General features: G+C 42.8%; 16 protein-coding genes and 1 riboswitch. Of the genes, 7 read left to right on the forward strand and 9 right to left on the reverse strand.

Annotated elements, in window-relative coordinates; all coding sequences use genetic code 11:
• Positions 1-6: 6 nt before the first annotated feature.
• The 3 genes from addA to G631_RS18835 are packed head-to-tail and all read right to left on the reverse strand — an operon-like array spanning position 7 to position 9,676.
• The gene (addA, locus tag G631_RS0110175) at positions 7-3,924 is read right to left on the reverse strand and encodes a helicase-exonuclease AddAB subunit AddA (RefSeq protein ID WP_026489350.1); all 3,918 of its coding nucleotides are present in this window, start codon (positions 3,922-3,924) and stop codon (positions 7-9) included.
• A 24-nt stretch (positions 3,925-3,948) separates the two neighbouring features.
• A complete protein-coding gene (locus G631_RS0110180; protein ID WP_026489351.1) occupies positions 3,949-7,515 on the reverse strand; it encodes a PD-(D/E)XK nuclease family protein in 3,567 nt (1,188 codons plus the stop codon).
• 4 nt (positions 7,516-7,519) lie between these two features.
• Entirely contained in the window at positions 7,520-9,676 is a 2,157-nt protein-coding gene (locus G631_RS18835) for a bifunctional diguanylate cyclase/phosphodiesterase (protein ID WP_051197125.1), read from the reverse strand.
• A 493-nt stretch (positions 9,677-10,169) separates the two neighbouring features.
• Here G631_RS18835 and G631_RS0110190 point away from each other — a divergent pair, with 493 nt between their 5' ends.
• The 3 genes from G631_RS0110190 to G631_RS0110200 all read left to right on the forward strand — a co-directional run bounded on the left by G631_RS0110190 (position 10,170) and on the right by G631_RS0110200 (position 12,977).
• Positions 10,170-10,733 carry a TIGR01440 family protein gene (locus tag G631_RS0110190; protein ID WP_026489352.1) on the forward strand — a complete coding sequence of 188 codons (564 nt, stop codon included), beginning with the start codon at positions 10,170-10,172 and terminating at the stop codon, positions 10,731-10,733.
• An 82-nt stretch (positions 10,734-10,815) separates the two neighbouring features.
• Positions 10,816-10,899, forward strand: a riboswitch (ZMP/ZTP riboswitch).
• Positions 10,900-10,983: 84 nt separating this feature from the next.
• The gene (locus G631_RS0110195) at positions 10,984-11,691 is read left to right on the forward strand and encodes an IMP cyclohydrolase (protein WP_035789646.1); all 708 of its coding nucleotides are present in this window, start codon (positions 10,984-10,986) and stop codon (positions 11,689-11,691) included.
• A gap of 107 nt (positions 11,692-11,798) precedes the next feature.
• Positions 11,799-12,977 (forward strand): phosphoribosylaminoimidazolecarboxamide formyltransferase, encoded by a 1,179-nt coding sequence (locus G631_RS0110200; protein ID WP_026489354.1) that lies wholly within the window; start codon positions 11,799-11,801, stop codon positions 12,975-12,977.
• A gap of 109 nt (positions 12,978-13,086) precedes the next feature.
• Here G631_RS0110200 and G631_RS0110210 read toward each other — a convergent pair whose 3' ends face one another.
• Positions 13,087-15,225 carry a hypothetical protein gene (locus tag G631_RS0110210; RefSeq protein ID WP_026489355.1) on the reverse strand — a complete coding sequence of 713 codons (2,139 nt, stop codon included), beginning with the start codon at positions 15,223-15,225 and terminating at the stop codon, positions 13,087-13,089.
• 291 nt (positions 15,226-15,516) lie between these two features.
• Between G631_RS0110210 and G631_RS0110215 the strand changes: the two genes are divergently transcribed.
• The 4 genes from G631_RS0110215 to G631_RS0110235 all read left to right on the forward strand — a co-directional run bounded on the left by G631_RS0110215 (position 15,517) and on the right by G631_RS0110235 (position 21,082).
• On the forward strand, positions 15,517-16,734 hold the full coding sequence (locus G631_RS0110215; RefSeq protein WP_155833916.1) for an IS110 family transposase: 1,218 nt from the start codon (positions 15,517-15,519) through the stop codon (positions 16,732-16,734).
• A 304-nt stretch (positions 16,735-17,038) separates the two neighbouring features.
• On the forward strand, positions 17,039-17,263 hold the full coding sequence (locus tag G631_RS0110220) for a helix-turn-helix domain-containing protein (protein ID WP_026489357.1): 225 nt from the start codon (positions 17,039-17,041) through the stop codon (positions 17,261-17,263).
• A 558-nt stretch (positions 17,264-17,821) separates the two neighbouring features.
• Positions 17,822-19,405 carry an alpha-amylase family glycosyl hydrolase gene (locus G631_RS0110230; protein ID WP_026489358.1) on the forward strand — a complete coding sequence of 528 codons (1,584 nt, stop codon included), beginning with the start codon at positions 17,822-17,824 and terminating at the stop codon, positions 19,403-19,405.
• A gap of 33 nt (positions 19,406-19,438) precedes the next feature.
• Complete coding sequence (locus G631_RS0110235; protein WP_026489359.1) at positions 19,439-21,082, forward strand: glycoside hydrolase family 5 protein; 1,644 nt, start codon at positions 19,439-19,441, stop codon at positions 21,080-21,082.
• A gap of 44 nt (positions 21,083-21,126) precedes the next feature.
• On the opposite strand, the gene amrS is transcribed toward G631_RS0110235, so the two are convergent.
• The 5 genes from amrS to G631_RS0110260 form a co-directional block, all read right to left on the reverse strand.
• The gene (gene amrS / locus G631_RS0110240; RefSeq protein ID WP_026489360.1) at positions 21,127-21,987 is read right to left on the reverse strand and encodes an AmmeMemoRadiSam system radical SAM enzyme; all 861 of its coding nucleotides are present in this window, start codon (positions 21,985-21,987) and stop codon (positions 21,127-21,129) included.
• Positions 21,988-22,023: 36 nt separating this feature from the next.
• On the reverse strand, positions 22,024-22,518 hold the full coding sequence (locus G631_RS0110245) for an NUDIX hydrolase (protein WP_026489361.1): 495 nt from the start codon (positions 22,516-22,518) through the stop codon (positions 22,024-22,026).
• A gap of 64 nt (positions 22,519-22,582) precedes the next feature.
• Complete coding sequence (locus G631_RS0110250; RefSeq protein WP_026489362.1) at positions 22,583-24,055, reverse strand: methyl-accepting chemotaxis protein; 1,473 nt, start codon at positions 24,053-24,055, stop codon at positions 22,583-22,585.
• A 118-nt stretch (positions 24,056-24,173) separates the two neighbouring features.
• Positions 24,174-25,256 (reverse strand): acyltransferase family protein, encoded by a 1,083-nt coding sequence (locus G631_RS0110255; protein WP_026489363.1) that lies wholly within the window; start codon positions 25,254-25,256, stop codon positions 24,174-24,176.
• Complete coding sequence (locus G631_RS0110260) at positions 25,240-26,127, reverse strand: nucleoside hydrolase (RefSeq protein WP_026489364.1); 888 nt, start codon at positions 26,125-26,127, stop codon at positions 25,240-25,242. The genes G631_RS0110255 and G631_RS0110260 overlap by 17 nt, the downstream gene beginning before the upstream one ends.
• Positions 26,128-26,158: the final 31 nt, after the last annotated feature.

Raw genomic sequence — 26,158 nt, forward strand, 5'->3', positions numbered from 1 at the left:
ACAAAATCAGATTACATTCAGAGGAATCACTTCAGCCAGCCCAAAGGAATATATAAGTACCTCTTTTACCTTCATATTAGTTGTCCTCTCAAGAGCCTGCTTATAAAGATCAAGCTGAATGCTGTATCTGCTCACAAGTTCTCCAGCTTCTTTTACCCTGTCTGTCTTATAGTCCAAAAGAACTATCTCTCCATTTTCCACAAACCAGGCGTCGATAATTCCCTGAATAAGCACCATCTCATCCTCAGGATACTTCTCGTTTAGATCTTTTGCGGAAATCCCCATCATGAAAGGTTTCTCTCTGTATAGATCACCCCTTCTAAAGGCTTCTCCCATACGCTTCCCAAGGTCGGTCCTTAAAAAAGCTTCGATATCAGGGCTGTATACGCAGGATAGGTAGTCTTCTGGGATCATGCCTTTTTTAACCTGCTGACCCATCCAGGCGTAGATGCGCTTGGCCACGGCAGTTACCTTCTGGCCACCCTCTGCGTCAGTTCTTGCACGTTCCATGAAATCTTCATCCCCGTAGATGTCCTTATCAAGAATCTCCATGATTCTATGGTAGGCGGTACCTCTGTCAGCGCCGGTGAGCTTCTTTTCTTTTTTCTTCGACAGCTCCTTTGCTGCAATCTCAGAATCTTTCTCCGTCCTATCTGTCTCTCTTGAACTTACTGAAACTTCTGCATCTTCTGATAATTCTGTGTCTCTCAAGTGTTCAATAAAATCAACCTCGTCATCCTCCGCCTCTTCCACAAAGGCTGCAGAATTTGTAAAGGCCTCACCCATCTCCTCCAGCTTATGCTTTTTAAGCTCCGTAACTGTAGTCTTTGTAAAAAGGCCCTTCAGATTCTCAAAGGCATATTTAGATTCAAATTTCACTTTTAGCCTGTCAGCTATTTCCTCATCAAAGCTAAGGATATTATCCTCAAGCTCTTTTTGCCTATTAATGCCAAGCATATCACTTGTCAGGATATCCGCTATGATATCCTCATCATTTAAGAATATAAAGTTAAAGGCTGTGTCTGCACCTTTTTTTTCTATGTATTCAGAAAACTGCTGCGGAGCAAAGCCAAGCCTCTGCGCTGCATCAGCAAAGGAAGGATGCCTTACAAGTGCTGATAATATGAGGTCAAAATAGCTGCCTGCTCCCGCCCTTACAGAATAAGGAAGAAGTCTGTCATCTCCAGCAAGCACAGGAAGTTTCTTAACTACTCCTCCAATCTTATCAAAAAGATTTTTAACAGAAGCCGTTAGGATCAGCTTGTCCTTGGCTCTTGTCAGGGCTACATATAAAACCCTGAGTTCCTCTCCAAGGCTATCTAAGGTCATCTTGTCTGCGATTATGAGTCTCTTAAGAGTGTCGTACTTTACTCTTAAATCCGGATCAATGCATTTAACGCCAATTCCAAGATCCATATCTGCGATAAGATCACCCTTAGTATCCATGCGGTTAAAACTCTTGGTAAGGCCCGATACGAAGACTACCGGGAACTCCAGACCCTTACTCTTATGAATACTCATAATGCGGACTACGTCAGCGTTTTCATCTATTATTCCGGCTTCGCCATAATCTACCTGCACAAAGCGCATGTGCTCAATGTATCTTACAAAGTGAAAGAGTCCCTTAAAGCTGGTCTTTTCAAAAGAAAAGGCTCTTGCAAGAAGTTGATCGATATTAGCCTTTCTCTGGTTGCCACAGGGCATTGCCAGACAATAGTTATCAAAACCTGTCTTTTCAATAATATACTCAAGAAGCTCATGAACAGGAGTATATACGGATAATGTTCTTAAATCTTCAATAAAATCAATAAAGTCTTCCGCTTTATCAAGCACTTCTTCGCTTCCTGCAAGTGTCTCCCTGCTCTCTCCTTCTCCGGCTTCCACTATCTCTTTTATCCCATAGTAAAAAGAATCCTCTAAGCAGGCTCTTTCGTCGGAATCTGCAAGTACACGAAGCCGTGCAAGTTCCTGATCATCAAAGCCTCCAATAGGGCTGTGCATTACACTAACTAATGGGATATCAAGGCTTGGGTTATCCACAATTGTAAGAAGATCCAGTAGAACTGAAACCTCGTAGGCATCAAAGTAGCCGCTCTTTGACTCAATATAAGCAGGTATTCCCTGTTCTTCCAAGACTTTCTTGAAGGTATCATCCCATCCAGACACAGATCTTAAGAGTATGACGATATCCTTGAATCTTATGGAAGAATCCTCTTTCATCAGCTTATGTATGCGCTCTGCTATAACAAGGGCTTCTTTTTCCTTGGGATCATAATCTGCAAGAAGGTCATTGTCACTGGCGCTGTCAAACATTATAAGTTCAGGAGTTATATCAAATCCGGGCTCTTCGCATTTGGCGCCTGGAACAAGTCTTGCATCCTGGTCGTAATCTACGCTTCCAAGGTCAGTGCCCATGATCTTCTCAAAGATATAGTTGGTGGCAAAAAGGACTTCTTTCCTACTTCTAAAGTTCATGTGAAGGTCAATTCGTCTGTCTTTTACCCCAGCATCTTTACTATAGGTAGAGAGCTTTTCCATGAAGATCTCAGGCCTTGCAAGACGGAATTTGTAGATACTCTGCTTGACATCGCCAACCATGAATCGCTCAGACTTATCAGGGGTCTCGCCTGAAATAGATTTAAGGATAAGTTCCTGAACGTTGTTACTATCCTGATACTCATCGATCAGCACTTCTTTGTAGTAGTCCCTGTACTCAAGAGCTACCGCAGAAGCCGTGCACATATCAATTATTTCCTGGCAGGACTTGCCCTTAGTTTCTTCCTCTGCCGGATGGTCCACCAGTATCTGCAGGGCAAAATGCTCCATATCTGAAAAATCTATGAGCTGACGCTCTCTCTTTTTCTCGTCAAAGAGCTGTTTGTACCTGATAGTCAGACGGCATAGCTCTTTTACCGCTCTGTCGCAAAGCTTCATCTGATCAAGTATTGTTTCTGAAGGAAGAGCAAAATAGGTCTCTACCAGCTTACCCAGGTCATCCTTGACGCTGGTGCGAAGGTCCTTGACGTACTCTCTTTTATCCGGATTTACACTATCATCCTTCTTGGAAGGAAGCCTTCCGAAGCTGTTTCTGGCAATGCGAAGCCCGTCAAATAGCTGGTCGTAGGTATCATACTTCAAAGCCGCTTCAACACTGGCTTTTTCCCCATCAAGCATATCTCCATACATGTATGGTCCATCGCTCTCACAGCAGATTTTCTCTGCAGCCTCGAGGTTTTCCACCATCTCTTTTACCTTGGTCCTGGTCATGTCTATGCAATCGATAACCCAGTCAAGCTCATCAAAACAGGCTCCATCAAGCTGATAATCCCTTGCTCTTTCGTTTATCCAATCCTCTGGCCAGGGCATACTCATGGAAAATCTGTAGAGAGATGAGATGTAGCTTTCCACCTTTTTGTCGTTGCTGCCGGTACTAAAGTAGTCCATGCAAAAGAGAAAGTCGCTGCCTTCTCCTTCCTCTTTTGCCCTTGCATACTCCTCTTCCAGCATTTCCTGCATCACATCTTCCTGAAGGAGCCTTAGTTCTCCGTCATCTCCAACTCTAAAGGAAGGGTCGACCCCTATTGCATTGAAGTTATTTCTAAGAACATATTGGCAAAAAGAGTCAATTGTTGTTATCTGGGCATTGTGGATAAGAGTTTCCTGTTTCTGAAGGTGCTTATTATCTGGCTCTTCCATGAGCTTTTTCTGTATAGCCGCTGTTATCTTTTCCTTCATCTGGGACGCTGCTGCCTTGGTAAAGGTAACTACCAGAAGGTGGTCGATATCGCACCCTTCAAGCACCATCTGGATTATGCGCTCTACCAAAACAGCGGTCTTGCCTGAACCCGCTGCTGCCGATACCAATATGTTACAGTCTCTTGCATCTATGACTGATTGTTGTTCATCTGTAAAACTTATCCCCATTGTGGTAAATCCGCCTTAATTATTTCATTCTGCACTGTCACTTGTTTTTTCCTCAAAAAGCTCTCTGATATTCTCAAGAGCCCTGCCTCCAGCCTTCTCAGATAAGTCGAGCTTTCTTGTCTTGTATCCTGAAAGCCTCTCGTCATAGCCGCATATTCCCTTGTACTCGCAGAAAGTACAAGAATTTCTATCCCCAGATTCGTATGGGTTTACTGCGATATCTCCATTTAAGATCCGGCGCCCAAACTCTTTTATCTTGGTATTTACGTACCTTGAAACCAGCTGGTAATCTCCACTTGATATAGTGGAGGAATTAGCGGTAAGTCCCCCGCTCTTGGTGTAAGCCACTGGAATTATGTCAGACTTTGAGGAAAGTCCCTCATCAAGCCTCTGGATAACATCATCGCTGTCACTTACAAGTCCTGTCATTTTAAGTTCGTTCTTGATGGCCTCGTTGATTTCCTCAGGGCCCATACCCTCTTTTCCATCAACCATAGGGTCATCTACATGGTAATAAAGAACTGCTGCCGGAATGACCTCTTTTCCACCAGATAACTTTTTCTGGGCTGCCACAGCGACGTCCATATACATAACAAGCTGAAGCTGAAGACCATGGAAAAGAGCTGCCACATTGAATTTCTTTTTGCCTGACTTAAAATCTATTACCTTGACGTAAACATGGTCCTCATCCCTACAAAGATCTATCCTGTCAATCCTGCCGTGGAGATTCATCTGCTCCCTTATATGATTCTCCTCATCCTCAGAAAGAGTAATGTTGATCTCATCAAGGCTACCGGCTTCTCTAAAGTCCATTTCCACGAAGGCCGGATTAAATCTGCCCTTGCTGATCTGGTACTTGAGAACGCTAACAGTCCTAAGAAGTATTCTGCGGATTCTTTCTATCATGAACTGATTGCGGGTATTGCTAAAAAGAATGGTATCTCCGTAGCTTTCCACGCATTCTGCGAGAGCTTTATCTAGGATTTCCTCTGATTCCTGGCTATTAATACTTCTCCAGTCAAGGTCCTTCTCCATGATTTTAGCGGTATATTTCTCCAAAACTTCATGGAATACATTTCCAAGATCTGAAACGTCAAAGTCGTACTCCTGCCTCTCCTCCAGCCTTAGGCCATACTTGATAAAATGTGCATAGCAGCAGGAAGCAAAAAGCTCAAGCCTACTGACACTGTTCTCAAGATTGGCACCATAAAGCGTAAGAGCGAGGGCTTTTGATAATGGCTTATTCTCGTAGTGCCTAAAGGCTGCCTCAATAAGCTTTTCTATGTAGGTGTTCTTGGTGTCATCTACGTCTCTTAAAACATGCATGAGGGCGTAAAGATTTTTCTTTTCCTCATCAGGAAGGACTCCCAAAGCGTACTGTCTTAGCATGTCTGAGGCGTTTATAAGGCTATCCCCTGCTGCCACGTTCTGGCTTTCAAAAGAGCCCTCTTCCGGCCTTTGGATTTTTAGCTCCGGAAACATATAGGACACCTTAGGGATCAAATAGGCTGGCCTGTGGGATTTTCCGTCGCTTCCAAGCTCAGAGTATGACAAAAAGAGCTTATCTGTGGGCTTGGTCATGTTCATATAAAGGTAGAGCCTCTGGATGTACATCTGCTGCCTTGGAGTTGGGGCAAGTTCAACGCCTGTTCCAAGGTCCACCAGAAACTGCCTGTCTATGTCAGAGATTATTCCGCCGCCTCCTACATTTGAGGGAATTGCGCCATCCACAACTCCCAGGAAGAACAACAGCTTTATTTCTTTAAGCCTTGTTCTCTCCATGTCTCCAACTATGATCCTGTCTACATCCTGAGGGATTGTTCCAACCTCAATATCGCCAAAACCAACGTTTAAGATGTCTCTATACTCTGAAAGTGTAATCTCATCTGAGCCAATAAGGTCTCCTATCTGCTCTATGAGTCTTACTACCTTGTCGTAAACCTGTTCAAATTCCTTGGCCTTTCTGGTATCCCCCTTTTCAAGGAACATATCTCTATAGGCAAGGAGTTTTTCGCTGCAGGCATTTTCAGAGATAACAGTTAAAAGAGCTTCTGAAATCTCTTTTGCTGTTGCCTTTTTAACCTTGGTAAGTGGCTGAAGCTGGGTGCTGATGTGGCTTCTCATATCTTCAAGTTTTGCCATGATAGCCACATCGCGCTCTGCCTCAGGGCTTCCCTCTTTTACTTTCTTTTTAAAGCGGGCAGGCATGCGCCTTGAGAATCTGTCATCCCACTGTTTCTGTCCCTTTATTCCAAGGGCTCTTACATAATTGTCCAGAAGATCAGTATCCTGCCTGGTAAATGAGGTCATACCACTTCTCATATAGTGGAATACGTCTTCATACCTGTAGCCTGAGATCACGATTCCCAGGGCACTTGTAATGTACTCGATAAATGGATTCAACATAAGGGATGTATTCTGATCTATATATACAGGTATCCCGAATCTGTCAGAAGATTTAGCCAGGAGTTCGCTATATTCCTCAAGGGAGCCGCATACTATGGCGATATCTCTGTAAGCATATTTGCCGCTTCTGATGGCGTCAGATATCTTGATCATAGTCTGGCGCACTTCTGTCTCAGGTGTCTGAGCTTCATATATTTCAATGCCTTCCGGCTCCTTGTCATATTTTTTGGCATTGTATCTAAAAAGATTTTCCTCAAGAAATGACAATGACGGATTGCCTTCAAGTCTTTTCACATGCTGATCTTTTATTATGATATCCCCGGACCTGTCCCTTAAAGTTCTCCAGGTGTTAAAATCAGGCAGGCTTCCAACGCTCTTCATTTCCTCCTGCTGGATCTTGTACTCCAATCTTTCAAGGTCCATTACTGTCTTTTTGCTCAGCATAAAGAGTTCCTGCTCTTCGAAAGCAGGATCGTAAGGATTCTCATTTGGATCAATTGTAACTGTGACAATTATCTCTTTTGCCTGCCAAAGGAGCTTTTCAATAACTCTGTACTGAATTGGGGTAAAGCCTGTAAAGCCGTCAAAGACGATGACGCTGTCCTTTAAAAGTTCTGACTTTGGGATGGAGCTACAGAGCATATCAAGGGTTTCCTCTGTAGTTATATATTTTCCGGAGATATAATTGTGGAATTCTCTGTATAGAAGGCGCAGGTCCTTTATTTTGCTGTTTAGTGCGCCTCTTATGGAGCTTTTTTCCTCAAGGACAGAAAGCTCTTTGTCTGTGATGCCATACTGCATAAACTCTGAGATTGTGGACTTTACTTCATCTATATAGCCCGGTTTGTGCATGTTAGGGCCGATGACTGGGAGTTTGTCCCCGAGAATATCTGATACTCTGCGGAGGATAAGGCTCTTTCCCACATCATCAAGCACAGAAAAAGAGCTAAGGCCTACTTCCTCAAATATTCTGTGAGAAAGTCTGCCAAAGCTCAGTACATCGATGTTCATGATGGCGTGGGAAGGGTGCATCCTTACTACATCCTTCTGCGTCTGCATTGTAAACTGATCAGGAACTATGATGATAAAATCTCTATCTTTTTCCTGAAAGCTTCTATCTATGATCTCCCCAAATACTGTGGTGCTCTTCCCCGCACCAGATGCCCCAAAACAAAACCTTAACATTTCTCTAGTCTTTCTTTTGCAAAATTTGCTGCCTGAACTCGTCGTTGATCTCGTCAGCATATCTGCAGCAGGAGATATACTTCCATCTGTCATTATAATAGAAAGGAAGTATCATGTACATCTGCATTCTGCCCTCATCTCCCGGAATTGCCGAATGGAAGTATTCTACAAGATAATCCCGTTTACACTTATCTACCCGGTCTCTCACCGTTGTCATATCATAGAAGTCCTTGAATTTCTGGCGCTCTTCCGGATATAGATACAGATCCGCGTACATACTGACAGCTTTGATAGTATTCCGCTCAACGTCAGCAACAGGAAGCTGAGCTCCATTTAAGAAAATGTTATCCGCAGTTCCATCCTCGTCAAAGAGATCCACTCTGAAATACTGTCCCAGAACGTGGGCCATAGCCACGTGGATGTTGTCAGCAAGCCTCTGTTCGTTCTCGGAAACAGAAAGATTTCGTGGAACTACAATAAAGGCAGCTTTGTTTCCTTCTCTTACAATTAATTTAACCTTGGCTATAACCACATTTCCATTGATTATGACATCTACATCGCTGATGTGATTTGGATTACTTTCCGCTTTCACAAAAGCTTTGCGCATTGTTCTTGTCTCAGCAAGTTCGACTCCGCTAGTCCTTTTGTTGGCTTCTTCAAATCCATTTATTGAGACGGAGTGAAGAAACTCTATATATGCTTCGTTTGCATATATAAACTTCATGTCTTCGTCGTTAAGCTCCATTATGGCAATCGGTACGTCATTACGCACTTCCATATCCTTGGCTTTTAGAGGTGCACTTCCCAGCAAATTCACTTCGCCAATTTCGTGGTAGTACTTTTTGTACCTGATATCTTCGCACTTTTCGAAGGAAAAATCATCAGGCTTAACGAACTCATCCAAAGGGGTAGGCTTGCCAAAAAGGTAGCCCTGCAGCTTCTCACAGCCTATCTTCTTAAGAAAATCGTACTGTTCCTGAGTTTCAACGCCCTCTGCCAGAGTGTGCATTCCAAGCTCCTTGGCCATGTTGACTATTGTTGCCAGGATAACCTTTGACTTCTTGTTGTTTTCAAAGGATCTTAAGAAGTTCATATCAATCTTAAGGACATCAAAATCGTATACCTTAAGGTTGTTTAAAGAGCTATAGCCTGCGCCAAAGTCGTCCATCCAAACCTGGTAGCCGTCATCACGGAATTTCTTTATCTGCTGTCCCAGGAAATCTTCTCCAGAAGCGATGGCACTCTCGGTAATCTCTATATTAAGCAGGTAATTTGGAATTCCATACTTTTCCCGGCATTTATCTATCTCTGCTTTTATATCGCATATCTCAAAATCAAGTCTTGAAAGGTTAACAGAAACAGGCACTACAGCCATGTTATACTCTATGTCTTTTTTCAGGTCACGACATACATCCTCTATGATGTACATATCAAGCTTGTGGACAAGATGTACTTCTTCCAATACTTCCACAAATATTGCAGGAGATATCATGCCATACTTTGGATCTATCCATCTTGCCAGAGCTTCATATCCACATACCTTTCCAGTAAGGGCGCGGACTTCCTTTTGGTAGTAAACCTTGAAATACTTCTGTTTAAAAGCATTTTCGAAGTTATCTATTACATATTGCCTTAGTTCATTTTTCTTTTTAAGGTTATCATCGTAAAAATTGATGTCTTTGTCGTATAACCTGATAATGTCATCGCAGGCTATCTTGGCCCTGTCTACCATAACAACCGGGTCAGACTCGTCTCCTGTTGAAAGATATATGCCTGCTTTTATACGCATCTTAAGGCCCTTCTCATGAATGTGAGAAGCTTCCTGGATTAGCTTTATCTTTTTTAGTAAGGATTCTTCCTCCATGGAATGGGCGAGGATGATGAACTGATCACCGCCAACTCTTGCGATCAGATCATTATCAAAAACCTTCTGAATCTCCTGGGCCATGCCCTTTAGAAATTCATTTCCTCCAGCAAAGCCGTATTGCTGGTTAAAGGCTTTGAAGTTCATGACGTTTAAATAGATGATAACGGAATAGGTTTTGCCGCTTATATTTTTGTGCTCGGTAAGAAGACGCAGGATTCCCTTGAGGTTTAGGAGCCCTGTGAGCTCATCAAATCCATCATTTAATCTGTTAGAAACCTGATTTTGCTCTTCCATTAGTTTACCTATAACTTCGTAAATTGCTTTTTCCTCATATTTGTTCGGGTCGTAAAGTCATACTGCTTTTCATGCAAGCATGAAAGCAAATGACCTTCGACCCTATGTTCACATATGTATATGATATACGAATTGCTCCATAACTTCGTTATTCTCGCAATTCTGCAAATATTCGGAAACCGCTAATTTACTTCGTAAATTGCTTTTTCCTCATATTTGTTCGGGTCGTAAAGTCATACTGCTTTACATGCAAGCATGTACGCATTATGACCTTCGACCCTATATCATATACATTATAGCACGAAGGTGATGTATTATACGTTGAGCGAATAATTATTTATCGTAATTTAACAAATGATTTGGGTTGATTGGGGCGGATTTTCAGATACTTCACCCGTGTTGACATATCTTTGGAATATGCTAACGTAAATATTGAAATAAACACGGGTTTTGGCATATCTTTTGCCAAATATATATCCTGGGAGGAGAAATAATGGACTTTTCTGAAATAACTGCCCAGAGCAAGCAGGCCGTAACTGAAATATTAGAAGCTGCCGGCCTTAGAGAGGGCTCTATTTTTGTAGTTGGATGTTCATCCAGTGAAATATTAGGAGATCAGATTGGAACAGCAACAAATCTTGATTCTGCAAATGCTGTTTATGACGGAATAATTCCTGTTATGAAGGACAAGGGAATCTTTGTGGCAGCTCAGTGCTGTGAACACTTAAACCGCGCTCTTGTAGTAGAACGCGCATGTATGGAAAAATATGGATTCGAGCAGGTAAATGCTATTCCTCAGCCAAACCACGCAGGTGGCGCCTTTGCAACTGTATGCTATGAGAGATTTGATGATCCTGTTCTTGTGGAGGACATCAGGCAGAAGGCTGACGCCGGAATTGATATCGGCGGAACTATGATTGGTATGCATATGCACAGTGTTGTGGTGCCCCTTAGAATCTCTCTTCGCAAGATTGGCGCTGCTCCTATCATCTGCGCCCGTCACCGCCCTAAGTACGTAGGCGGCCAGAGAGCTATCTATGACGAGAAGCTGATGTAAGGAAGATAGTGCATGAAATAATTGCATTCTTGTACTTGCATCATTTAGTAGTTGATTTTTTACGAAACATATTGTATGTTTTAAGTGTCTGTACAACTGGCGGAAGTGGATAACCACATGGGAGTACGGATAATAATATTGAATGTCGACCGCCTGGGCAACCGCTTTTAGAGGTATGCTCAGGCGGTTTCTGTTTTATCAGAAACGCTTCGCATCTCCTCTTAAACAAGAAAAGGAGATATACAAACTTATGCAGAATTTAGCAGCAGAAATCGGTAGCACCACTTACCCAGGAAGAGGAATTGTGATCGGCACTACTCCTGATGGCAAATATGCAGCATGTGCATATTTCATCATGGGAAGAAGCGAGAATTCTCGCAACAGAGTATTTGTAGAGGATGGCGAAGGAATCCGCACACAAGCTTTTGATCCATCCAAGATGGAGGATCCAAGCCTTATCATCTACGCTCCAGTAAGAGTTCTTGGAAACTCTACTATCGTTACAAACGGCGATCAGACAGACACAATCTATGATCTTATGTCAGAGGGACAGACCTTTGAGCAGTCACTTAGAACAAGGGAGTTTGAGCCAGATACTCCTAACTACACTCCTAGAATTTCAGGAATCATGAACGTTCAGGACGGCAAGTATGACTTTGCCATGTCAATCTTAAAGAGCAATCACGGCGATCCATCATCCTGCCAGCGCTTCACTTACACTTACGAAAATCCAAAGGCTGGAGAAGGCTATTTCATCCACACTTACATGAAGGATGGAAATCCACTTCCAAGCTATGAAGGAGAACCTACACTTGTAAACATAGAAGGCGACCTTGACAGCTTCACAAACACTGTATGGAATGCCTTAAATGCTGATAATAAGGTATCTCTTTTCACAAGATATATCGAAATTGAAACAGGCAAGTACGAGAGCAGGATCATCAACAAGAACGTCTGAGACATAAAGCAAACAGAAGTTAAATGTATCATTCTATGTAGATGCCAGAAATATCTATCTAGTTTTTTCTGACACTATAAAAAGAAATCACACAAGGAGTAAAAATAATGAACGAGATTCAGTTAAAATATGGATGTAACCCTAATCAGAGGCCATCAAGAGTATACATGGAGAACGGCGCAGATCTTCCTATCGAGGTTCTCAACGGAAGACCTGGATATATCAATCTTTTAGATGCACTTAACGGATGGCAGCTTGTATCAGAGCTCAAGAAGGCAACCGGACTTCCAGCCGCTACCTCTTTTAAGCACGTATCCCCTGCAGGCGCTGCTGTAGGCCTTCCTCTTACAGATATTGAGAAAAAGATCTACTGGGTCGAGGATCTTGGTGAGCTGAGCCCACTTGCAAATGCTTACGCAAGAGCCCGCGGTGCAGACAGAATGTCATCTTTTGGTGATTTCATCTCTCTTTCTGATGTCTGCGATGCAGATACAGCAAGACTTGTAAAAAGAGAAGTCTCAGATGGAATCATAGCTCCAGGCTACACAGATGAAGCTCTTGAAATCCTCAAGGCTAAAAAGAACGGTAACTACGCTGTAATCAAGATTGATGAAAACTATGTTCCAGATGCTATTGAAAAGAAACAGGTATTTGGAATCACATTTGAACAGGGTCACAACTTCATTGAAATTGGCGATGAGATGTTTGAGAACATTGTTACTGAAAATAAGGAGCTTCCAGAGTCTGCAATCATCGACCTTAAGATAGCTCTTATCACTCTCAAGTACACACAGTCAAACTCTGTTTGCTACGTTAAGGGTGGACAGGCAATTGGTATCGGAGCTGGTCAGCAGAGCCGTATCCACTGCACTAGACTTGCAGGATCCAAGGCTGACAACTGGTTCCTTCGCCAGGCTCCACAGGTACTTAATCTCCCATTCCTTGATTCAATAAAAAGACCTGACAGAGACAACGCTATCGACCTCTACATCGGCGCTGACTACATGGATGTTCTTGCTGATGGCAAGTGGGAGCACATCTTCAAGGAGAAGCCAGCAGTATTCACAGAGGCTGAAAAGAGAGCCTGGCTTGATAAGAACACTGATGTTGCTCTTGGATCAGATGCTTTCTTCCCATTTGGCGACAACATCGAGCGCGCTTACAAGAGCGGTGTTAAGTACGTTGCACAGCCTGGTGGATCAGTTCGTGATGACAATGTTATCGAAGCAGCAAACAGCCACGATATGGTAATGGCCTTTACCGGACTTAGATTATTCCACCACTAATTATCATTGATATCAGCTGAAAAGAACAACTTGAAAGGGGCTTCGCCGAATATGGCGAAAGCCCCTTCCTTAATATGAACATGGAACCTATTTTTCATTATCCATTAAGTTATGGATTCTGATTTGGTGCCTCTTCCTTCTGTGTTGCTATATCTACAGCTTCTCCAGCAGTTGTCTGTGCTCCAGTAGCTGTGTCTACAGCTGCTTGTGCTGCATTTTTAGCAGCTTCAGCATCTGTAACATTAGCATCTGCCTCATCCTTCGCTGCCTGTGCATCAGTTACTTCTTGTCCAGCCTGTTCTACAGCAGCATCTAAAGCGTCAAGCTCGCCTTCAGCCTTATCTACAGCTGCAGCTGCTGCTCTTTGATCCATGTCTGCATTTTCAGCAGCTGTTTTCTTTTTGTTATAATCCTCCGTTATTATAGCCAGATTACCTTCTGCTTCAGTTTGGTCTGCCTTTGCATTATTAAGAGCAGTCTGAGCATTTGTAAAATCACCTTCTGCTGCGGAAACATCTGCAGCAGGTGTAACTAAGCCGTCGGTCTTATCTTTTTCTGCTTTTGTTTTATCCTGTGCTCTATCATCAACTACTCCCTGTGCTGTTGTTACGTCTGCGTCACAGTCATCTTTATAATCCGTAGCACTTGCTAATGTAGCTGCCTCATTTGCAGCTGTTTGAGCCAATTCAGCTTTCTTTTCTGTAGCTTCATCAATTTTAGCCTGCGCTTCAGCTTTCTGTTCAGAAGTATACGTTCCTTGAGTATCACCTACAATAGCCTGATTATCATCAATAATTTTCTGCTGTGCATCTACAGCTGCATTTGCCTGATTAACTACTGCTTGCTGTGCTGTAACTGCAGCTGCGGCCGCAGAAGCTTTATTCTGAGCCTTTGTAAGATTTTGCTCAGCAGTTTGAAGCGCTACATTTGCTGCATCTACAGCAGCCTGAAGTCTTGATTCCTCAGCGGCATATGCTGCATTTGCTTCATTTAATGCTATCTGTTTCTGTGAAACTGTAGCCTGTGCTGCTGTGACAGCATCTTTAGCCTGCTGAACTGCTGTTTCAGCTCCTGTTTTAGCTGATTCTGCCTGAGACAGTGCCTGCTGTGTTGCAGTTACCTGATCATTTGCATTGTTAAGAGCTGTTGTTAAATCTGCCAGCTCTGCATTTTTCGCATTTCGTGCAGATACAGCTGCTGTAGCCTTTGCATTTGCTGCAGTTACCGCCTCAGCAGCTTTTCCTGCTGCTGCAGTTGCTGCATCCACAGCCTGCTGTGCAGCTGTTGCAGCAGCATTAGCCTCATTTAAAGCTGCTGTTGCTTGCCCTAATGCTGAAATAGCTGCTGTCTTGGCATTACTGATTTCTTCCGGAGTATTTGCTGCATTAGCTTGCGATTTTGCGGTAGCAGCGGTGCTTGCAGCTGTATTAGCTTTTTGTCCAGCACTTGTTGCTAACTGAGTAGCTGTATCAATCTTATCATTTGCAACCTGATTTGCATTCTGTGCTTCTTCAATAGCTTTCTGTGAAGCATCCTTAGAAGGAGTTACACTCGATCCACCGCCTGAAGATGAATTACTGTCATCATCACTTGAAACTGCATTAGGTGTGGTAGTATTTGTCTCTTCTACTACATTTGATGCAATCACATTCTTTCCTGCGCCTGCTAACTTAGCATAATCACTTCCAGGATTAGTTCTACCTTCAGCTATTCCATATGTAACATAATGGAAATAATATAAAGCATATACATTACCGTAGGCTTTAGCTAAATCCTTATATGCAGCCTTATATAACTTAACATCGAAATTAGCATTTGGTTTTCTGCCTTCAAAAATACCAAAAGTAGTAAAGTGTTTATACAATGCCTCTGGGCTTCCTCCAAAAGCCTTTACTACATCTGGATTATTCTTTGCATAATAAGAAGCATCAAAAATTGCTGCCAAGCCCTTATTTGACCCATATGCTGTCATAGCTTCTTTTAGCATCCCTGCATAATCGGCAACTTCTGACGCATTAGCTGCTCTTCCTTCTTTTTTGCCATAAGTATCATAGTGTGCTTTTAATCCATCTGCAGATAATCCGTAAACAGCCACAACATCAGGATTCATGCTTGCATAAAATGAAGCATTGAAAGGTCCTGCTGCAAAAGAGGTAATAGAAAATGCTGACATAAGCATAACACTTGCAGCACTCGCAATAACTCCTTTAACAGTGTTCTTAGTTTTGTTTTCCTTTTCCCACATCATAAAATAATTTTCTCCTATTACTATGTATTTATGGTTAATATTCCTAACATCCAGCTAGGATGTTATCCATCTTATTGCTTAAGCTGTAGAATGAGTGAGGCAATAGGTCTGGCCGTTTTCTCCTAGAACCTTGCGTTCGTATGAAAGTCAGCCAACCAGCTCCTCATTCGCAGCATTCGTTTTACGCAGGTTGAACCTCCCGTTCGTGTGAAACACCCAATAGATTGAATAGGCAATGAGTAAAACTGGTATTGACCATTGCTAATATATCTCAAAGGAGTTTCTATCATGATGAATGCAGTTGGTATCGATGTTTCAAAAGGAAAGAGCACTGTCACAATCCGAAGGCCGGGTGATGAGGTCATTCTACCTCCCTGTGATGTCCGCCATACCCGTTCCTCTATTGATACTTTGATCAATGAGATCAAGAGCCTTGAGGGCGAAACCAAGGTATGCATGGAGTGCACAGGCAGGTACTATGAGCCTATGGCTACCTGGCTGACAGATGCAGGCCTCTTTGTGAGCACTGTTAATCCGGTACTTATCAAAGACTTTGGCGATGACTCCCTCCGTGCCCCCAAGACCGATAAAGCTGATTCAAAGAAAATCGCACGGTACACGCTTGACCGTTGGACTAAATTGAAGCAGTATGGTCTCATGGACGAAACACGTAACCAACTTAAAACAATGAACCGCCAATTCGGATTCTACATGGATCAGAAGACTTCGATGAAGAATAATCTCATCTCTCTTCTTGACCAGACATTCCCTGGCGCAAACGACTTCTTTGACAGCCCTGCACGTTCTGATGGCAGCCAGAAGTGGGTGGACTTTGTCTATACCTACTGGCACGTCGATTGCGTGGCAGGAAGGACGCTTGATGTCTTTACGGAGCACTACCGTAACTGGTGCAGTCGTAAGGGCTATAACTTCAGTGCAGCTAAGGCTAAGACCATCTATGATGTTTCTAAAGACCTAATTGCCGTATTTCCGAAGGATGACGTAACCAAGATGATAATTCATCAGGCCGTAGATCTTCTTAACGCAGCATCCAAAACTGTAGAGACTCTCCGTGCCAAAATGGATGAAACCGCATCCACGCTTCCCGAGTATCCCATCGTAATGGATATGAATGGTGTCGGTCCTACACTTGGGCCTCAGCTTATGGCTGAGATTGGGGATGTCATGCGTTTCGAAAAGCGGGGTTCTCTGACAGCTTTTGCCGGTGTTGATCCCGGTAAAAACGAATCCGGACAATACGCGCAAAAAAGCGTGCACACCTCAAAGAAAGGATCTCCGCATTTAAGAAAGACTCTCTTCCAGATCATGGACGGACTCATTCAGCGATCTCCTGTTGGTGATGCTGTCTATGACTTCATGGATAAGAAACGCGCTCAAGGGAAGCCTTATTACGTTTACATGACCGCAGGTGCCAACAAGTTTCTTCGCATCTACTACGGTCGCGTCAAAGAATATCTGGAATCACTTGAAACCAATGAATCCGAATAATCAATAGCACCCTTCGCTATCGCAGACCGGCATATATGGCGGTCTTGTTTTGACGTCTTAAATTCAACCTGTATAAAATTTTCAAAGTTCATCAATTTCTGCTTGATTTTTTATTTGCAGACTTTCAGAAAATTTACGTTTTTCCGTGTAAAGCAATCCTAACATGTTAGATGTGTAAATGCAACGTGGCATGTTTCATTTATAACCTGTCACGTTGTTGTTGAAACCCCAAGAATACCGTATTTTTGAGTTGTTCTTAAATAATTCTTAAAAAGTTCTAAATAATCTAGCAAAGGGGTTGCAGATGCAAAAGGAATATAAAGATCTTTACAAAAAACTTGGACTAAATATCGCATATTACAGAAAAGATAAAGGTTATTCACAGCTAGAATTAGCAGAGCTGATCAATATCAGCAGAACTCATATGTCAAGAATAGAGAACAATGATTGCGCTGTCTCGCTTGATGTTGTGTTCGCAATAAGCAAGGTCCTCGATGTTCCTCTTTCACAATTATTCACATTCAGATAAATCCTGCTTTGCCATAGAATAAAAAAAATCTGTCTAGCCACAAACCTATAAAAGCTTGTTTTATAACATTTTTATATGCTTTTTCTGCCATTATTTGTCTCTTTCGTCCCATAAGAAATGAATTTCAGGAATTTTATAGGTAGCATTTTGGGGAAAATCGCCGTTTTGATACGTATAAATTTCTTTACATGAAATTTTTATAGGTAGGGCCTTTGAAAACCTGGGCTAAAAAGCAGTATTTTGCATATAGAAGTTAGCAAATCAGCAATCTTATAGGTAGTAGTCGGTCATGAAAATACCGTCACGAAAATGCATCTGCCCAAAATCAAGCTAATATGCTATAATGGAAACGTTTCCGGAACTTATTTCAATAGCTACCATACAATCCATAATGCCGATATACTTGTATTACATGCGCATTATTGTTATCAGAAATTATAAGGCTTACAATGAGTGGTATAGTCTTAGGTATGCAGCAATGAGTGGCTTTATGTTTTTCTGAAAAAACAAAAGCCTATATGTTCCGAGGTTTCTGAAATTTACACGGAGGATGAAATTATGCCAGCATGGTTGAAAGATGCAGTATTTTATGAAATTTACCCACAGTCTTTTAAGGATACTAATAACGATGGTATCGGTGACATAAACGGTATCATTGAAAAGCTTGATTATGTAAAGGAGCTGGGCTGCAATGCCCTGTGGATCAATCCTATCTATGACTCTCCTTTTAAGGACGGAGGTTATGATATAAGGGATTATAAGAAGGTTGCGCCTAGATATGGAACTAATGAAGATCTCTACAGGCTTTTTGGAGAGGCGCACAAGAGAGACATCCATGTGCTTCTTGATCTTGTGCCTGGGCATACTTCTGAGGAGCATCCATGGTTTTTAGAAAGTAAGAAAGCTGAGCGCAACGAGTATTCTGACAGATATGTGTGGACAAACTGCTGGTTTTATGGAATAAATGGCCACCCTTATGTTGGAGGCGAGGCAGACAGAGATGGCACCTACATGCTCAATTTCTTTAAGTGCCAGCCTGCTCTTAACTATGGGTTCCTTAATAAAACTCAGGACTGGCAGCTTTCTCCAGATGATCCTGCTTGTATTGCCACAAGAGAAGCTATGAAGGATGTTATGCGTTTTTGGCTGGATCACGGATGCGATGGTTTCCGCGTAGATATGGCGGATTCTCTGGTAAAAGATGACGATGAGAACAAGTCAGCTACTGGCAAGATCTGGAAGAATATCAGAGAGATGCTAGATAAGGAATATCCAGAGGCAGCAATTGTTTCTGAGTGGTGCAATCCTCAGCAGGCCCTTAAGAGCGGCTTCCATGCTGACTTTTACCTTGATCATCAGGGCAACGGCTATAACACTCTTCTTCGCGATTACGAGACTCCTGGTGGAGATCACTCTTTCCTTAAAAAAGATGGAAATGGCGATATTATGCGTTTTCTTTTGGACTATCTTCCAAAGTATGATGCCACCAAGGAAGATGGCTACATTAGCTTTATCACCTGCAATCATGACACTCCAAGAGCCCGCAGGACTTTGGAATTAGATGAGCTTAAGCTTGCGTGGGCACTTTTCCTGACTCTTCCAGGTGTGCCATTTATATACTATGGTGATGAGATTGGTATGCGCTATTTTGAGCTTCCAACCAAGGAAGGCGGCTACACAAGAACAGGAACAAGAACTCCAATGCAGTGGACAAATGGCAAGAACAAGGGCTTTTCAGAAGCTTCAAGTGATATGCTCTACCTTCCTATTGACGAGTCAGAGGATGCACCAACTGTAGAAAACCAGGCTCAGGACCCTTCTTCTCTTTACAATACAGTTAAGGCTCTTACTGCCCTGCGCCACAAATATGCTGATCTTCAGGCCGATGGTTCCTTTGAAGTCATCTACGCAGAAAAGGAGCAGTTCCCCTTTGTGTACAGGCGTGGAAACCTGCTCATTGCAATTAATCCGTCAGGAAATAAGGCAAACGCAACTCTCTCAGATAAAGCCTTTGTAAAAGAAAAAGATCCTTCCGGCAGTCACTGCGCTTTAAATGAAGTTTACTCCATAGGTGGTTGCCAGATTAGTGGAAATTCCCTTACAATTAATCCACAGTCATTTGCAGTGTTTGAACTTAAATGAAATTGGTCAATACACGAGTTGGGGAGTAGCCGTATGTTCAGAATAAAGAAATTTAGAGTTATCATAGGTTTTATAGTATCAATAATTCTGTTTTTCTTGATGCCTCTTTCTTTTGAGGCTGTTTCTGAACATGGCTACTCTCTTTTTATTGCACCAAAAGGCTCTACTTTCACTTCTCCGCATATCTATCATGAGTCTGTGCTTGATTCTCCATACATCTATCAAGAGTCTGCACTTGATTCCCTGTACTTCTATCATGTATCAGCCGCTTCAAAGAAAGATACCCATGAGCTCACCGCAAGTTCTTTTGCTAAATCTATGAATGTTGGCTGGAATCTGGGAAATTCCCTGGACTCCCACTATCAGGAGCCCACAGGGGATGCAAACCTTGGCCAGGAAACAATCTGGGGACAGCCCAAGATTACCAAAGAGCAGATCGACTATGTAAAGAGCCTCGGCTTTGACACCATCAGGATTCCTGTGTCCTGGTACTATCACACCTATACTGATGCAAACGGAAATCTTCGTGTTCACCCGGACTGGCTTAAGAGGGTAAAAGAGGTAGTGGGCTACTGTTTGTCCAATGACATGTATGTCATTTTAGATTCTCACCATGATGGGAAGATTTTCCACGCAGGGGTCAGTGCCTCTGAGTTTGAGAAGATAAAAGCTGATGTCACTTCTATATGGGGCGACATTTCAATGTACTTTGCAGATACTGACACAAGAGTCATGTTTGAAGCCTTTAATGAGCCTGACAACTACGAGAAATATTGGCAGTTTGGTAAAAAGGCTGCATCTCAAATAAATGAGATGAATCAGCTCTTTGTAAATGTAGTAAGAAGTACAGGAGGCTATAACAGTGAGAGAATCCTTGTTCTTCCGACGCTCCTTGATGGAAATGGAGAAAAATTTCTTGATGCCTTTGTGCTTCCCAAGGACACAGTACCTGACAGGCTTATGGCCACTGTTCACTTCTATCCTCAGTTTTTTGACCAGGGAGTTGAGCCTGTCTTTGCAAGACTTGAGAGTTTTTCAAAAAGAATTGGAGTTCCTGTGATAATAGGCGAATGGGGCACCAAAACAGGCTACAAACCTTCTTCCCTTAGAAGTGTTCACGCGGGAAATTATGTAGCAAGAGCCAAGGCCCACGGACTTAATTGCATTTATTGGGATAATGGCAGCGATTTTGCCATCATAGACAGAAAGAAACTGACCTGCAACCAGGCAATGATAGATGCCATAATGCATCCTGCTGCCTTTACTTCAAACGAAGGAGAAACTTTCTCTGAGTGGAAGGATTTTCTTTTTATGACTGTCGATCAAAGTAGCGGCGCACTCAAGGAAGACCCTAACTGGGGCACGCTGGTATTAAGCCAAGACGGAACAGGTCTTGTGCCTATTCCGGAGGGCGCAAGCACAATGTCCCTGCAGCTTTTGTGCTATGGTGACATGAATACTCATGCCTTCCACTATGTTTATTTCTTTAATAAAAACAATGCACTTGTGGGAAATAAGAACAGTTGGGATGGCTTTACAGATAGCATGATAGAAATCCCAGAGGGGGCTGTAAGTGTCAGGATTGGCATAAACAGCGCCACTAGAAAGACCAAGAAAAAAGAGTACCAGGAGGCTATAAAGAAAAAGACTCTGGTACCCATTGTGAAATTCTACTGAAACTTTTGATTACTAATCACGAATTTCTGAGGAAAATCAGGAATCTATACATTTCCCGCATAGACGTAGTTTAGCTTCTCCCTTGCAACGTCCACCAGTTCATAGATAAGGCGAACTGAAGTGGCATCTCTGTCCATCATTTTAAAACGGGGGAAGAATCTTGAAATGTGAAGGGCGATGTTCTGCCCTATTGTCTGTCCGTCTTTGTCTGTCAGGCCAGCAATCCAGCTGCTAAGCTCTCTCATCTCATCTGGAGTGTCATTTTCTCCAGGGACTATCAGGGTTGTAAGCTCCACATGACAGTGTTTGACAGCCTCTTTTATAAAATCCATCACCATATACCTGTTGCCACCAAGGACATCCCGGTAATAGGTATCTGTAAATCCCTTGAGATCTATGTTCATAGCATCGATATAGGGGATTATCTCATCTAAAACTTCAAGACTTGCCATTCCATTAGAAACAAGCACGTTGACCATGCCCTTTTCATGAACCAGTTTTGCGCAGTCACGGACAAATTCATAGCACACAAGAGGCTCGTTGTAGGTGTAGGCAACTCCGATATTTCCATCTTTTTTATGACTAAAGGCAATCTGTGCAATATCCTCCGGCGTATATTCGTCAGCTCTTTTTCCAAAGGCGTACGCCTCTTCCGACCAGGAAATCTCATAGTTCTGGCAAAAGGGGCAGCGCAGATTGCAGCCAAAGCTGCCGATTGAAAGGATTCTGCTGCCTGGCATGAATCTGGAAAGAGGCTTTTTCTCTATTGGGTCCATGGCCATGCTGGTAATTTTCCCATAGTTAACAGGGGTTACCTTGCCGTCTTTGGTTTGTCTGACGCCGCAGAACCCCAATTTACCTTCCGCTATTTCGCATCTTCTGTAACACACTCTGCAACTTGCCATGGCTGCATCTCCAAACAGTCGTAATATAAGCGCTTGTCATCGCCTCTTCAGTAAATCTACCCCATCAAGAATTGCCTCTATAAGGTTATCCTCAGTATCATATACAAGTTTCAGGGAAAAGAACTTATGGCTCTCGGAGAGCTTACGTAAAAAGATCTTGTCGCCTTCCCAGAGGTTTAAGTCATATATTTTATCCTTGGGCACCCACTCTAGCTTGCCCTCATCGCACTCTTTTGGTTCTCCATCTGGTGCTGTAGCTGTAAAAAGAGACATTAGCTCATAGTCGCCTTTATGTGACACAAATGTCACAAGAGCCCTGAATTCAAGTTCAGAAAGAGGAATATCGTATCCTGTCTCTTCAAAGATTTCTCTTTTTATGCACTCCTCAGGGCTTTCCTCATCTTCAAGATGGCCTCCAACGCCAATCCACTTGTCTTTATTTATGTCGTTCTTTTTGCTGACTCTGTGGAGCATAAGATAATTATTGTCACGTTCCAGGTAGCATAGTGTTGTCAGGCCTTGTCTTCTCATTATGTCATTTCCTTTGCTGTTTTTTATGTATTCTTGCAGGGTATTGTTATTTTGTCGCAGAAAGTCATTCCTTCCGCGAACTTCTACTGATCTTTAAGATGTCTGTAAGGATATCCTTGGTGATCTCCATGTCATTTTCGCAGTCTCTGCTAATCTCAATACTGGACTGGGCAGATGCTGCAACCTCTTCAGAAGTCGCTGAAAGATTGCTGATGGCATCCATAACCTGAGTGTTAGCATCAACGCAGGATTCAACATTATCAGAAATCTTGCCTGCTCTGGAAGTAAGGTCAGATACTTTACTTAGGATTTCCTCAAATTTCTCTCCTGTCTCTGCAATGATTTCGCCCTGCTCATTTGCAGAGTCTACACTCTTTTGCATATTGGCAGATGCAGTGTTTACCTTGTCTATAAGGTCGTCTATTGTAGATGCTATCTGCTCAGCTGATTCCTTGGTATGTTCTGAAAGAGCTCTTATCTCGTCAGCAACTACCGCAAAGCCTTTGCCGGCATCGCCAGCTCTTGCGGCTTCTATAGATGCGTTAAGGGCCAGAAGGTTTGTCTGGCCGGAAATACTAAGGATTGTATCCACTATCTCTTTTACCGTGCCAGCTGACTGCTGAAGGTTAGAAGTCATATCCGCTGTCTCAGCGTTGATTTCAGAAGCTTCATGGGACTTCTTGGTAAGGTCTTTTACCAGGTTGTTACCTGCTGTTATGTTCTCTGTGACTTCATCTGCGTTTCGGCGCATAGCCCTGGACTGGTGAGCAATGTCCTCAAGAGACTTGGTAATATTTGAGTTCATCTCAGTCTGGGTCTGGATAGCCTCTGCAGTATGGGTGATAGCCTTTGATATCTCCTGTGAAGACTCCGCGCTTGATATGACTTTCTCAGAAAGGGATTCCATGGCATCGTTGGCTTCTTCAAGCTTTTCACCAATCTGGATACCAATATTCTTAATTACTTCTGCGTCTTTCTCCTGCTGAGCTGCATTTTCTTCAATTTCATCAATTACTTCTTTATTCTGCTTCTTGCTAAGTCTGGCGTAAAAGATTGCCATAAGCGAGAGCAGAACTGCGAAGATAGCATCTGTCAGCACCGCGATATGCCTGTCTGCAACTTCAACTGAGTATGCGTAAAAGAGAGGAATATACAAAATATTGACAGCCACCACAAAAACTGATGTTGCCAAAGTCAAAACCGGATCCGCGTAGAGAAGAACAAGGATCAAAAGAGCTGGTCCAAAGGCCCACATGTAGGTAATGTGCACAGATCCCAGCATTACTACCAGATAGCTTCCTGCAAGGCACCCCATTAGCAGGTACTTGCCCCTTGTGCGCTTGCTGTACATTACAAAGCTCACAACGGACGCAATGTAGATAAGTATCTGCAAAACAGACATTGAGACTGTATTCATAAATCCCACTCTCTGAGACTGATAGGCAACTGTTGCTATCAGCTCAAAGGCCTGTATTATGCAGGCAAATTTAAAGGCAAGAAGGTTACTCTCATAAATTTGTTTCTCCTGCAGACTCATAGTATCCTCCATTATGATAAATAAACGTAAATTTGAGTACATTATAATTATTTATCATAATTTATGGATATTCTAATAAACATTGTATAAAATTGATAAAATAACTAAAAAGCGATAATCAACTTCTCTTTCTAAATAATATCAGGAAATATTTTGAAATTAACATGCATAGCAAAACGGTAATTGCTGTGTTGATAATATATGGTCTTGGCAGGTGAAAGCTCTTTTCCGCAAGGATCAGCGCTGTCATAAAGGGCATAGGCGGATAATGCAGCACCATTATGTCAAAGCTGCGCCTGCCTATGGACTCAAATGCTTTCGTCCACTCGAATTCAGCAACGATAAGGCTGATCATCAGAATCATCAGTGTTCCTAGGGTTCCTGTCAAAAGAAATAGTGGCGTACTGGGAATATCCAGGGTGTGGAAATTAAACTTCGCATGGAAAAGAATTTCCGACACCGCAAGAATAACTCCGCACATAATGGCTATAAAAAGCCTTCCTGCATTTTTCAGGGATTTAAAATAGGCCCAGTTTCTGCCGATGCACTCTCCCTCTATCAGGAAGAAGACCGTAAGGGGGATCCTGAAAAAAGTTATCAAAAGATATCTGTAAGCGGTATTTTCTGTGCCTGGCAGCATTGCAGATAGCTTTTTAAAAATGGCAATAGAAACTAGCGAAATTGCGCCCAAGGCTAGTAGTACCAATACTCTGCTTTTTCTTTTGTCAAAAGAGACTGCTCTTCTGATAAGGTCATAGACGGTGCGGCCCAGGAAAAGCGCCAGTAAAAACCATATGGGTGCTATTCCCCTTCCTGTAACAAAGGCCAGAAACCGCTCAGAAAGTATGCCTGGCAGCTTGTCCATTTTCCCAGGAATCACGCCTCTTACAAGGATTATTGCAAGAAGATATATGAAACTCCAGATGATATAGGGCACAAATAGCTTTTTTAGGTCGCTTTTAAAGTGGGATGCAGCTCTTTTACCATATATCCCGTTGGTAAGGCCAGTCAGCGCAAAGAACAGGGGCATGTGGAAAAGATATATCACTCTTGCCACTGCAAATTCCGGCGCAGATTTACTTGTAAATTCAATATAAAAATGTCCATAAACCACCAGGATGATGCCAATTGCCTTGGCAATATCCAGCTCTTTTAAGTAAGATGCTGATGACCTGGAGGAAAAGTTAACGGTTGTTTCCATAGGCTATTTCCAGCTTTGCAATAAAATCCTCAAGAATATATCTGGAATCAACGTCAGTATAAATCCTGATCCTTGGGTTGTCTTCTTTGACTGCGGAGGAGGTGTCATCAAGAACAAGGGGCGCCACCGCCTCATGGTAATGGCCGCAGCCCGGGTTTATAGCAATGGCAATGGCCGGAGAATCTCCAAGAGACCAGCTCTCGCCCTGTGTCCAGCCAGCTCCCTCTGAGTTGTTGTAATCAACCATGTTTCTAAAAAGGTGCTGTCCTATCTTGCCACAGGGTGCTATGCGGCGCTGGATCTCGGAAAGTCCGATATTAACTGTAATGTAGACATGGGATGGTACAAGCCATATATTAGTCCCGCTCTGTAGCACGAAATTGGCAGCCTCTATATCATTTACTGAGTTAAATTCTGTGAAAGGCGCTGTGCATGGGGCCTCGCCATGGGTTCCAATCCAGATGACGGTTATCTTGTCCTTTATCTGGGGCTCAACCTGCAGAGCCTTGGCCACATTGGTTATTGCTCCCTGACACAGGATAAAAAGTGGCTTGTCGTCTTCTCTTTTTGCTTCTTTGATAATAAAGTCCACTGCCTCCGAGATTTCTTTATCCTGGCTAAGTGGGCCCTTCTGGCCGTGAAAAACAGGGACTTCTAAAGCCATGGCATCAAGGATAGTCATTATTTCGTCATAGCTCTTTTCCATGGAGCCAGGAATCTTGAAATGCTCAGCAATTATGCCCTTTACAATAAGCTTGGGGCTAAGAAGGGCATGGGCTATCGCGAAGGGGTCATCTGCCTCGCAGGCTGCATCCGTATCCACAATAACTCTGATTTTCTTGTAATCCGGTACATCAAATTCAAATGCCATCTCTTTTCCCTCCAACTATTTCCAAATACTA

Source organism: Butyrivibrio sp. XBB1001 (assembly GCF_000424505.1).
GTDB lineage: Bacteria > Bacillota > Clostridia > Lachnospirales > Lachnospiraceae > Butyrivibrio.